Consider the following 12984-nt stretch of genomic DNA (forward strand, 5'->3'; position numbering starts at 1 on the left):
GGAAATAAATGAATATATAAATTATTACAATAATGACAGAATCAAGTCAAATTTAAACAAAATGAGCCCGATACAATATCGAACTCATTATTATCAAAATTAATTATAAATTTGTCCAAACTTTTGGGTTCAGTCTATTTCGAATTAGGAGTTTTTTTATAGCATCTATTTATAAAAAACGTCATACGCAAACCGAATCAACGTACCGATAACGACCACCAAAAAGAAGATTCGGATAAATTTATTGCCTTTATTGATGGCTAATTTTGCTCCTAGCCAACCACCAAAAGCATTACTAAATGCCATCGGAATGGCGATAGCCCAAATAATTTTGCCTTTCAGCATAAACAAACAAATTGAACCAAAGTTGGTCGCAAGATTTACCATTTTAGCATTAGCGGAAGCGTGTAAAAAATCAAATCCCATCAAGGCAATAAAAGCCAAAACCAAAAAGCTCCCGGTTCCTGGCCCAATAAAACCATCGTAAAAACCAACTACAAAACTGATACCAACAGCATACAAAACGTGAGTTTTAGTAGAATGTGATTTTACTATATGTTGTCCAAAATTTTTCTTAGCATAAGTATAAACGACCAATAACGAAAACACAAGCAGCAACAAAGGTTTCATAAAATCATTACTCACATAAGTCAACAAAGTTGAGCCCAAAAATGCCGATGGAAATGCCAAAATCATCATTATGGCGAGTAATTTCCAATTCATATCCACTTTTTTCAAGTATTGATAAGCGGCAAAGGAGGTGCCACTAAAAGCGGGTACTTTCAGACTTCCAATAACAGTAGCAACGGGAAGATTGGGTAGCAGAATTAACCCAACAGGGGTTTGAATCAATCCGCCTCCTCCAACGATTGCATCAATAAATCCAGCTAGAAAAGCAGCTAGACAAAGCAAAATTAGGATGTACGATTCCATTTTTTGTAAAATTTCACCAAATGTAATATAAGTTTATTGGTTTATTCGTTAATTTGCTTTCGCTTAGAAAATTTTAAATAAAAATCTACAACATCAATGGATTCAGCAAAAATTATTGAAATATTGGCTTACACGCTTCCCTCATTAATTACTGGAGGAGTGGCTTACTATTTATTTAATTCCTACTTTAAAGACCAACAAAATACAAGAAGATGGTTGTTACAAAAGGACAATCGAAAAGATACTTTACCCCTTCGTTTGCAGGCTTACGAACGCATAACTTTATTTATGGAACGCATAAACCCAAGTCAATTGTTGATCAGGATCACCCCTATTTCAGAAGATAAAAATGAATATGCCAATTTTGTAATTGCTCAAGTAGAGCAAGAATTTGAACATAATTTAACCCAACAGATTTACATCTCAGATGAATGTTGGGCAATAATCACAACTGCTAAAAATGCCACAATCCAAATGATTCGATTGGCAAGTAAAAGCGAAAAACCGGCAGATGCCAATCAATTGCGTGAAGTAATTTTGAGTGACTTATTTGAAAAAAAATCCCCAAGTAGTGCTGCATTGGCGTTTATAAAAAACGAAGTGAGCCAATTATGGTAGTTTACTCTTTCAACAATCGCTTCAATTGAAATTGTTCTTTTTCATTTAAACCAGGTAAAACTCTTTCGAATGCAACACGCATTTCTGGATTTTTCAATAAGGTTCGGATAGTATCTCTACCAAATTTAGAAAATTGCCAAATATGATGTGTGGTTGCGCTAACCAAATTTTTCAAAACAAAATCATCTTTCAAATCTAAATCCAATAATTTTTCTAAAGCATTTTGTCTGCTAGATGCGTCATAATTAGCTGAAGCAAAGTTTTTCAATTCATTGATTAACAATTTTTTATCTAGTTCTAATGTATTGGTTGCAATAGCAAGATACAACCATAAAATTCTCAAATTATAATCACTATACCCAATCCATTTTTTGGACTTTTCCAAATAAATAATTTGATTGGTAGGGAAATCTTGGCATAAATTATACAAAGCGATTTCTTGTGTTTGATACGATTTATCGTCTAATAAACTTTCATATTGCTCTCGAAATTCTTCTGGAATAGCATTTAAAGTGGCTGCAACAGCTTGCCGAACTTGTAAATTATTAGTCGCCATCGCAAGAAGTAATAACTGTTTTTTATCCTCGAACGTTTCATCTTTTAATTGGTACACAATCGCTTCTTTTACAGAAAAATACACATCCGATTGCAACGTTTCAGCAAAGAATTCTTTTTTCTCTGACAAAGGTTTACTTCGTAATTTTGCAATATCAATAAGCAAATGAACTGTTTTATTTTTATATAGTAAATCATTGTAAATATAACTATTAAATTGTGATGATTCAAGCCATACTTTACTAAAATTATCCAAATCATAATTAGAAACCTTCTTGATGTCATCGAAGAAATCTTGAGTATTTACACTCTGAAACGAATGCTTCTTCAAAAAATTTTTCACTGCTTTTCTAAAGGCTTTTTCACCTATTCCTTCATGTAAAACGTGCAAAGCCCAAGCTCCTTTTTGATAGAAACTCAGCGAACTGGCTTTGGCATTCAAAACAGGAATCGTGTCGGTTTTGGCAGCTTGCTTAACCTGTTGGGAATAATCATATAATTTGGAATAAAAATACTCTTCTCCGTAAATTTCTTTCTCAGCCAGCAAAGCATAATAAGTCGCAAATCCCTCTTGAAGCCAATGATGTTTCCCACTTTCGGCAGTGACTAAATCGCCAAACCATTGATGCGCTAGTTCGTGAGCATTGACATTGGTGTAATTTCGATCTTCAAAACCAGTTGAATCTACAAAATACCGACTCGAAAATAGTGTAGCCGAAGTGTTTTCCATTCCAGCGTACAAGAAATCGTGAACGGGAATTTGTTTGTAAATTTTCCAAGGATACTTCACTCCTATTTCCTTTTCCAAAAAGTCGAAAATTGGTTTAGAATAACGATAAGTAGACTCAAAATTGTGCGAAGTACTTGGTTCATAATACATTTCTAAAGGAATTCCTGATTTTGAAAACGCCGTTTTCTTATCAAATTTTCCAATAGCAAGCATCAACAAATAAGAACTCATCGGCTTTTGCATTCTATATTCCCAATAAGTTGAATTGTTATTATCCCATTTACGGTTTAAAATCCCATTGGAAATCACATTATATTTTGAATCGAAAACAACTTCTAGATTAAAAATCAACTTTTCATTCACATCGTCAAAACTAGGAAACCAATGGCTGGTGTATTTCCCTTGTCCCTGCGTCCAAATTTGTAAATTATGGGTCGCTTCAGAACCGACAAAATATAACGTTTGTTTGGGAATCGCTTTATATTCAAAAGTTAAACTATTATTCCCTTTTTTGAACTGATAAATCAACAAAAGTTGTTTGCCGTTGGTGGTAAATTGAATCTTCTTTTCATTCATTTCCACCTCGGAAAAAGTCATGTTTTGAGCGTCAATTTTAAGTGTGTCTATGGGTTTCAAAACTTTAAAATAATACTTAACCGCTCCCGAAACTGATTTTTCGCTAGGATTGATGGCTAATTGACCAGAAACTGATTTAAAATCGACTGATTTCGTTTGTTGTGCAAAAACGACGCTATAAATAAAAAGGAAAAAGTATTTCATCTGTTGATATTATTTGTTTTATATTGGAAGATGGAACGCCGATAATCCTATCCCTGCGAGTCAATTAAAATTGTGGTAGGCGTTTCATTCTTTATCTTTCTTCAAACAATTTCAACAATTGTGTTACTGTATTCCAATTCCTAATTGTTGCCGTAACATTCAATTTTTTCTCAATGTATTTCTGATCAAATCGCGTTTTCCCTGCGCCAACAGCATATTTAATAAAAATTCGATTGGCATCAATACTCGCTTCATCAGGTTTAAATTGGCTAATTTTTAAATCATTGATACAGTCACTACGCAAAGTTGTAGAAACAAAAGCTACATATAATTTTTTAATGTCCAAATCCGCCTCTTTCAAAAAAGGGTTATTCTTCAAACAGGCTTCTAAATCGGTTTTGCCAATAACCACAACAGGAACTTCGTGACCAAAAGCCTTGAAAATCTCCTGCTTGATTTTAAAACCAACAGCAGCAGGATTTTCTTCCTCGGTATCTACAAAAACATTTCCCGACTGGATATAAGTTAGCACATTCTGAAAACCAACGGCTTCTAAAGTTGCTTTCAGAACCTCCATTTTCATCATATTGTGACCAGAAACGTTGATGCCACGAAGAAGAGCGAGATGGGTTGTCATTTGATAGTGATTTAATAATTCAAATATACTTTTTCTATACCAATACCAAACAATTGTATTTCCTATTTTCCAAACAAAAAACTATCTTCGCTTCATCAAATTAAAATTCCGTTTTTATCCGTGTTTTTACGAAGTAAATCCGCGTCATCCGTGTCCAAACTATGCAGCAAAATCTCCTAGAAACTCCCATCGAATACCTCAAAGGCGTCGGTCCCAACCGTGGAGCTTTGTTGCGCAAGGAATTGGGGATTCACAAATACGGACATTTGCTTAATTTTTTTCCCAATCGCTACATCGACAGAACGCGTTATTACAAAATAAACGAACTGCAAAACAATGTTGCCGAGGTTCAAATCATCGGTAAAATAATCAACATCAAAACCGTTGAATTTGGCAAAAACCAGAAACGATTAGTTGCGACTTTCGTGGATGAAACGGGACAAATGGAACTCGTTTGGTTTCAAGGCCATAAATGGATTCGGGAAAGTTTGAAACTCAACGAAATCTGCGTGATTTTCGGAAAATGCACTTCTTTTGGGAACACATTCAATATGGCTCATCCCGAAATCGAGTTGATGGCAGAGCACGAACAAAGCTTGCGCTCAGCGATGCAGCCGGTTTATCCATCAACAGAAACTTTGGCAAACCGAGGAATTTCGAATCGAGTAATCAATAAAATGATGCAGCACTTGTTTCAGGAAACACAAGCCATATTTGGTGAAACTTTGCCAGATTATTTAATTGCTGAATTGAAACTGATTCCAAAAAACGCCGCCTTATTCAACATCCATTTTCCAAAAAGTGCTGAAGCTTTGGCGAAAGCCCAATTCCGGTTGAAATTCGAGGAATTGTTTTATATTCAAATACAATTAATTACTCAAAACCTGATTCGGAAGCACAAAATAAAAGGACATCCGTTTACAAAAGTGGGTGAATATTTTAATGATTTCTATAAAAATCATCTGCCTTTTGAACTGACCAATGCCCAAAAAAGAGTCATCAAGGAAATCCGAATCGATATGGGAAGCAATGCCCAAATGAACCGATTGCTGCAAGGCGACGTAGGTTCTGGAAAAACAATTGTGGCCTTGATGAGTATGCTCATTGCGTTGGACAACGGTTTTCAATCCTGCTTGATGGCACCAACAGAAATCCTGGCAAACCAACATTTTTATGGTTTGACAGAATTAGCCAAAGAACTGAAAATCAATATAAAAATACTGACTGGTTCAACCAAAACTGCAGCTCGCAGAATCATTCACGAAGAGCTCGAAAATGGAAGTTTGCACATCCTGATTGGCACACACGCTTTATTGGAAGACAAGGTGAAATTTCAAAATTTGGGATTGGCAGTTATTGACGAACAACATCGTTTTGGAGTAGAACAACGCTCAAAACTGTGGAGAAAATCCTCCCCTAACCCCTCCGAAGGAGGGGAAATAGTACCGCCACACGTTTTGGTGATGACCGCCACTCCTATTCCACGAACTTTGGCGATGAGTTTGTATGGCGATTTGGATATCTCGGTGATTGATGAGTTGCCTCCTGGACGGAAACCCATTCAAACCGTGCATCGTTTTGATAGCAATCGCTTGAAGGTTTGGAAATTTATTCGAGATGAGATTGCTTTGGGCCGCCAAATTTATATTGTCTATCCGTTAATTGAAGAATCAAAAACTATGGATTTCAAGGATTTGATGGACGGCTATGAAAGTATTTCCAGAGATTTTCCTTTGCCGCACTATGCTATTTCTATCCTTCACGGAAAGATGAAACCTGCGGATAAAGATGCCGAAATGAAACGCTTTGCTGAAGGAAAAACCAATATTATGGTAGCCACAACCGTGATTGAAGTGGGGGTTAATATTCCCAACGCCAGCGTGATGATTATAGAAAGTGCGGAACGTTTTGGATTATCTCAACTGCATCAGCTTCGAGGTCGCGTAGGACGTGGCGCCGAACAAAGTTATTGCATCCTGATGACAAGCCACAAATTGAGTGCCGACAGCAAAACCCGAATGGAAACAATGGTGCAAACGAATGACGGTTTTGAAATTGCTGAAGTCGATCTCAAACTCCGTGGTCCAGGCGATTTGATGGGAACACAGCAAAGTGGCGTTTTGAATCTCCAAATTGCCGATATTGTTCGTGACAGGGATATTCTGATATTGGCACGGAATTATGCGTTGAAAATTTTGAAGGATGATGCGCCAATGCAAAAACCAGAAAATGCTGTTTTGAGAGCCACGTATATTGAATTGACTAAGAAGAAAAACATTTGGAATTATATTAGTTAATATTCCTATTCTAAAAGTAAATTTGTTTTCCATTATTAAAAGGATTTAAAGAACCTATTTTCTAAAAATGAAACTAACTGATGAATATATCTTTCGGCAACCAGAAATGCATCAGTCGATTTTACTTCATATAATAAGTGTCGTAAAAAAATCTCTTCCTGATGCTGAATTACTTTTAAAATATGGAGTTCCTTATTTTTATTATAAAAAAAAGGCGTTTTGTTATCTGGTTCATAATCATAAAAAAGGGTTTGTTGATTTGGGCTTTGCAAGAGGTTTTAAATTAAAAAAAAATCAAGAATTTCTTGTGGATGAGAGTCGAAATACTGTAAAATCTTTACGTTATTTTAGTTTAGAAGCTATTGACAATGCAATTCTTGAAGATGTAATAAGAGAAGCTGCTGCTTTGTATGTATAAAAAATCCTTTGACCGGAATTTGACTTTGAAAGCAACGTATGTCCTATTAGCAAAAAAGAAAAACATTTGGAATTATAGCAGCAAAGAATATGAATTAGAATTCTTATGAACATTGATTTTTAAATAGAATTTACAGCATTTTAAATCTTCATATTCTTACGAAGAATTTATTTTTTGAGTAGTAATATTAGCTTATTAGTTGTTAAAAAATTGACAAAACCCCTTTATTACAAATCCTAAACCTTAATTTTGTTTTTTTACCTAAACAGGAGACTTATAATCTCATCTTTTTTACAAAATTATGAAACTAAAACATATTGTTTATACCATACTAATAATCGGGTTTGGTGCTTTTATAGCCTACAGAATTAACTCAAACAAAAATAAAAACGACGATCCTAAAGACAAAGGCGGAAAAATCAAAACGATGACTGTGAACGGAATCATTGTTAAAACGCAAACTTTCAATAATAATCTTTCACTTTCGGGTTCGCTGGAAGCCAATGAACAAGTGGAGATTCGTTCCGAGATTTCAGGAATTGTAGAAGGAATTTATTTTAAAGAAGGAAGTAATGTGACAAAAGGACAACTACTTTTCAAGGTTAATGATATTGAGTTAAGAGCACAATTGGCGCAAGCCAAAACAAAAGGAGGATTGGCTTCGGAAAATGAAAGAAGAGCTAAATTATTGCTCGAAAAAGAAGCCATAAGCCAAGAAGAATATGATGTCGCCAGAGCAGATTATAAATTGGCACAATCCCAAATCCAATTGATTCAAGCACAAATTGCCAAGACTTCGGTAAAAGCGCCTTTTTCTGGAAAGATAGGATTACGTTCTATTTCGCCGGGAACTTATATTACTCCAGCCCTTTTGGTTGCAAAATTGATCAACATCAGCAAATTAAAAATCACTTTTTCTGTTCCTGAAAAATATGCCAATGAGGTGAAGCCAAATTCTAATTTAAGTTTCACAGTTGCTGGTTCAACCGAAAAATATACAGCCAAAATATATGCTATTGAACCCGAAGTTCAAATCGCTACAAGGACTTTGCAAGTACGAGCCATTGCAGAAAATAAAGACGGCAAATTATTACCTGGTACTTTTGCCGATGTTGAATTGCCTTTGGACATTATTAAAGATGCGATTGTAGTTCCTACTGAAGCCATTATTCCTGTTCAAAACGGAAAGAAAGTTTTCATTTCCAATATGGGCAAAGCCAAAGAAGTTATGGTAGAAACGGCAACAAGAACTGATGCTTCCATTTTAGTGCTTTCGGGTTTAAAAACCGGAGACACACTATTAACAACTGGTGTAATGTCTTTAAAAGAGGACGATGCCGTGAAAGTTAAAGTTAAAGTTAAATAATTTTAAAGTTTAGATTTTAGTACAACAAACTCTAATTCTTAAATCTAAAATCTTCAATCTAAAATCTAAAATCTCAATGAGTTTATCCACATTAAGCATAAGAAGACCAGTTTTAACAATAGTAATGAACTTGACCATCATCTTGTTCGGAATTATTGGTTACACATTTTTAGGTGTTCGTGAATTCCCTTCCATAGATCCAGCACAAATATCGATTCGAACCAATTATACAGGTGCAAATGCCGATATTATTGAATCGCAAATTACAGAACCGCTGGAAAAGGCAGTTAATTCTATAGATGGAATCAAGAATATTACATCCTCAAGCAATCAAGGAAGCAGCTCCATTACAATCGAATTCAATTTAGATAAAGATTTAGAAACTGCTGCAAACGATGTTCGCGACAAAGTATCTCAAGCGGTCAGAGATTTACCCCAAGATATTGATTCACAACCAACTGTTTCTAAGGCTGACGCCAATAGTGAAGCCATTATTTCAATGACCATGCAAAGTGACAGTCGTACTGCATTGGAATTAAGTGATTACGCCGAAAATGTTGTTAGCCAACATTTAGAAACAATTCCCGGAGTGAGTGGAATTCAAATTTGGGGAGAAAAAAGATATGCTATGCGTTTGTGGATTGATCCAATAAAACTAGCTTCTTACGGCTGCACTGTTTCTGAAGTTAGAGCAGCACTAAACAAACAAAACGTAGAATTACCTTCTGGAAAAATAACGGGAAATAGTACTGAATTAACGGTCAAAACAGTCGGAAATTTATCTTCTGCCGAAGAATTCAATAATATTATTATCCGCACTGCCGGCGAAAAAATTGTGAGATTAAGTGATATCGGTCACGCAAATCTTGATGCTGAAAATATCGAAACCCAAATGACGCAATCAGGAATGCCACTCATTGGTATTGCCATTGTACCGCTTCCGGGAGCCAATTATATTGACATTTCCAAAGCGTTTTATAAAGAGTTTGATAGATTACAAAAAGATTTACCCAAGGATATTAAACTCAACATTGCCATTGACAGCACTGTTTTTGTAAAAAAATCAGTAATTGAAGTCGCGGAAACATTAGGGATTTCATTGCTTCTAGTAATTTTAATCATTTATCTATTCTTTAGGGATTGGGCAATTGCGTTCCGACCTTTAATTGATATTCCCGTTTCGTTGATTGCGACTTTCTTTATTATGTGGCTTTTCGGATTTTCAATAAATGTATTGACTTTATTAGCAATTGTACTGGCAACTGGACTAGTTGTCGACGATGGAATAGTGGTAACCGAAAATATTTTCAAAAAAGTTGAAGAAGGAATGACTCCCATCGAAGCCGCTATTAAAGGGTCGAATGAAATATTTTTTGCCGTGATTTCAATATCTATCACTTTGGCTGCTGTATTTCTGCCAGTAATATTTCTGGAAGGATTTGTCGGACGATTATTCAGGGAATTTGGCGTTGTCATTGGAGCTGCAGTTTTAGTTTCTGCCTTTGTTTCCTTGACTTTGACACCAATGTTAAATGCCTATTTAATGAAAGGTGGAGAACAAAAAAAATCTAAATTTTATATCAAAACTGAACCTTTTTTCCAAAAGTTAAATACTACTTATGCTAATTCTTTGAAGGGTTTCGTGAAAAGAAAATGGATGAGCTTTCCCATTATAATTGCTTGTTTCGGATTGATTTATTTATTTTTTAACCTAATTCAAAAAGAAACGGCACCATTAGACGACCGAAGTGGATTTGTAATGCGAATGGCAACTCCCGAGGGTTCTTCCTTTGCCTATACCGATCGATTTATGCAAGAAATTTCAAAGTTGGTAGATGATTCTATTCCTGAAAAACAAGTAAGTTTGGTTCTTACCGCACCTGGATTTAGCGGTTCAGGAGCTTCAAATACTGGCTTTATTCGAATTTCTTTGAAAAACCCAAGTGATAGAAAAAGATCTCAAATGGAAATTGCAGATCAATTTACCAAATTGACAAAAAAATACCCCGATGCCAAAACATCTGTAATCCAACAACCAACAATTTCGGTAAGTCGCCGCGGTGGTTTGCCGATTCAGTATATTATTCAGGCACCAAACTTTGAAAAATTACAGGAAAAAATTCCGCTATTTATGGATGAAGCAGCAAAAAATGAAACTTTTTCCGTTACTGATGTAAATCTAAAATTCAACAAACCCGAAATTAATGTCAGCATCGATCGTGAAAAAGCCGAAAGTTTGGGGATTTCAGTCATTGATATTGCCCAAACTTTACAACTTTCGTTAAGCGGACAGCGTTTTGGTTATTTTATCAAAAACGGAAGACAATACCAAGTCATTGGACAATTCGACCAAAAAGATAGATCTAAACCGTTGGATTTAACTTCGATGTACGTCAAAAACAACAAAGGTGAATTGATTCAAATGGATAATGTTGTAACCATCGAAGAAAAAAGTAACCCGCCGCAATTGTACCATAACAATCGATATATGGCAGCAACAGTCTCTGCCGGACTTGCGCCTGGAAAAAGTATTAGCGACGGAATTGATGCAATGAATGAAATAAAAGCCAAAGTTCTGGATGATACGTTCACTACCGATTTGGGCGGGGAATCTCGTGATTTTGTCGAAAGTAGTTCCAATACCTCTTTTGCTTTTGGACTGGCTTTATTATTGATATTTTTAATTCTGGCAGCGCAATTCGAAAGTTTTATTGATCCTTTTATCATTATTCTGACAGTGCCTATGGCGGTTGCCGGAGCTTTATTTTCGCTTTGGTTGTTTGACCAAACTTGGAATATCTTTAGCCAAATTGGAACTATTATGCTTATTGGTTTAGTAACCAAAAATGGAATATTGATTGTTGAATTTGCCAATCAATTGCGGGAACAGGGAAAACCAAAATTAGAAGCTATATTAGAAGCATCTGAAGCGAGACTTAGACCTATTTTAATGACCAGTTTAGCTATCGCACTGGGAGCTTTGCCGATTGCCTTATCAATTGGAGCTGCTTCAAAAAGTAGAATTGGAATGGGAGTTGTGATTGTTGGAGGAACTATTTTCTCCTTGGTTTTAACCTTATTTGTAATTCCATCTTTGTATTTATTATGGTCAAAAGCAAGAAAACATTATCCCGAATTTGACCATATTGAAGAATATGAAAAGGAAATTAAATAGAAATTTTTAACCACATAGGAAAAAATATAAATTAAATTAAAAAAGGGTTAATAAACATTTCATTTACACATAACTATGCAATCTATGAAAAGTAAAACGCCTTAATTTATAATTATATAACCTTGTAAAATCTATGTGGTTAAAAAAAGACAGAATGAACATTATGAAAAAAAATAATTTATATAACATTTTACTATTGTTATTAATTGGTTTTCAATTACAAGCCCAAGAAGTTTTAACTATCGAAGATGCCGTGAAAATAGCATTGGAAAACAACTATGAAATCAAAATAGCATCAAACAATTTAAAAATTGAAAAAACGAATGTAGCCACCGGAAATGCTGGAATGTTACCAAAAGTCACTGCTACGGTTGTGGACAATAACGGCATTCAAAACCTTTCGCAGACACGTGCTGACGGAACAGTAAATTCACTTGACAATGCCAAAAACAGTAACTTAAATTATGGTGTGGGTTTAGATTGGACGATTTTTGACGGATTTAAAATGTTTGCCAAATTAGATCAATTAAAAGAATTGCAAAAATTGGGCGAAACCCAATTAAAACTGACCATCACTACTAAAATTAGCAACTTAAATTCAGTCTATTTTGAATTGGTAAACCAACAACAACAATTGGCAGCGTTGGATGCGACTATTGAAATTTCAAATCAACGATTAACATTGGCAAAAAACCGTTTCACGATTGGAAAAGCATCTAAATTAGAAGTTTTGAATGCTCAAGTGGATCTCAATACGGATAGAACGAACCTTTTAAGACAAAAAGAATTGTATGCCAATACAAAAATCATATTGAATCAAGTAATGGCTCGCGATCCAAAAATTGATTTTAAAGTGGTTGATGTGATTAATGTGGATAAGAGTCTATTGCTTCCGGAATTAACCGCATTGGCGGAAAAACAAAATCCAGAATTAGAAAGCCAAATTATAAATCAAAGAATATCGGAATTGCAATTGAAGCAAATAAAAGGTGAACGTTATCCAACTTTAAACTTGACTACTGGCTATGTTTTCTCGGAAAACCAATCAGGGCTTGGTTTTACAACTCAATCGTCAGCTAAAGGACTTAATTATGGATTTCGTGCCTCATTGAATTTGTTTGATGGATTTGCACAAAACCGAAATGAAAAAATTGCCAAGATTGAAATTGAAAATGCTAAATTGGCAATCAATCAGCAAAATCACAACCTGAATTCACAATTAACTGCCTTCTATCAAACGTATCTGACCAATTTGGAATTGATAGATTTAGAATTTGAAAATGAAGCTATTGCCAAGCAAAACTTGGAAATTACATTAGATAAATTCCGCATAGGAACCATAGCCACATTGGAATTCAGAACGGCACAATTAAATTATGTCAATGCTAAAGTAAACTACAGTAAAGCTCAGTACCAAGCAAAATTAACCGAGATTTTATTGAAAGAATTGGCAAGAAATCTGACATTCTAAAAAC

General features: G+C 35.0%; 10 protein-coding genes. 7 read left to right on the plus strand and 3 right to left on the minus strand.

Annotation, left to right across the window (positions count from 1 at the left end):
• Positions 1-103 (plus strand): IS3 family transposase (locus RMO83_RS03280; protein ID WP_310558274.1); only part of this gene is annotated, 103 nt, incomplete at its 5' end.
• 62 nt (positions 104-165) lie between these two features.
• Here RMO83_RS03280 and RMO83_RS03285 read toward each other — a convergent pair.
• Positions 166-933, minus strand: coding sequence for a TSUP family transporter (locus RMO83_RS03285; RefSeq protein WP_310558248.1), 768 nt, complete (start codon positions 931-933; stop codon positions 166-168).
• A gap of 96 nt (positions 934-1029) precedes the next feature.
• Here RMO83_RS03285 and RMO83_RS03290 point away from each other — a divergent pair, with 96 nt between their 5' ends.
• Positions 1030-1551, plus strand: coding sequence for a hypothetical protein (locus RMO83_RS03290; protein ID WP_310558249.1), 522 nt, complete (start codon positions 1030-1032; stop codon positions 1549-1551).
• 1 nt (position 1552) lies between these two features.
• Here RMO83_RS03290 and RMO83_RS03295 read toward each other — a convergent pair whose 3' ends face one another.
• The gene (locus RMO83_RS03295) at positions 1553-3616 is read right to left on the minus strand and encodes a M1 family metallopeptidase (RefSeq protein WP_310558250.1); all 2064 of its coding nucleotides are present in this window, start codon (positions 3614-3616) and stop codon (positions 1553-1555) included.
• Between the two features lie 91 nt (positions 3617-3707).
• Positions 3708-4253 carry a DUF1697 domain-containing protein gene (locus RMO83_RS03300; RefSeq protein WP_310558251.1) on the minus strand — a complete coding sequence of 182 codons (546 nt, stop codon included), beginning with the start codon at positions 4251-4253 and terminating at the stop codon, positions 3708-3710.
• 161 nt (positions 4254-4414) lie between these two features.
• On the opposite strand from RMO83_RS03300, the gene recG reads away from it, so the two are divergent.
• The 5 genes from recG (at position 4415) to RMO83_RS03325 (ending at position 12980) form a co-directional block, all read left to right on the plus strand.
• Positions 4415-6550: an ATP-dependent DNA helicase RecG gene (gene recG / locus RMO83_RS03305; RefSeq protein ID WP_310558252.1), complete on the plus strand. Its 2136-nt coding sequence runs from the start codon at positions 4415-4417 to the stop codon at positions 6548-6550.
• Between the two features lie 67 nt (positions 6551-6617).
• On the plus strand, positions 6618-6968 hold the full coding sequence (locus RMO83_RS03310; RefSeq protein WP_310558253.1) for a DUF1801 domain-containing protein: 351 nt from the start codon (positions 6618-6620) through the stop codon (positions 6966-6968).
• Between the two features lie 301 nt (positions 6969-7269).
• Positions 7270-8334 carry an efflux RND transporter periplasmic adaptor subunit gene (locus tag RMO83_RS03315; RefSeq protein WP_310558254.1) on the plus strand — a complete coding sequence of 355 codons (1065 nt, stop codon included), beginning with the start codon at positions 7270-7272 and terminating at the stop codon, positions 8332-8334.
• A gap of 76 nt (positions 8335-8410) precedes the next feature.
• On the plus strand, positions 8411-11509 hold the full coding sequence (locus RMO83_RS03320) for an efflux RND transporter permease subunit (protein WP_310558255.1): 3099 nt from the start codon (positions 8411-8413) through the stop codon (positions 11507-11509).
• A 154-nt stretch (positions 11510-11663) separates the two neighbouring features.
• Positions 11664-12980, plus strand: a complete 1317-nt coding sequence (locus RMO83_RS03325) for a TolC family protein (protein ID WP_310558256.1) — start codon at positions 11664-11666, stop codon at positions 12978-12980.
• Positions 12981-12984: the final 4 nt, after the last annotated feature.

Source organism: Flavobacterium sp. (assembly GCF_031423415.1).
Lineage (GTDB): Bacteria > Bacteroidota > Bacteroidia > Flavobacteriales > Flavobacteriaceae > Flavobacterium.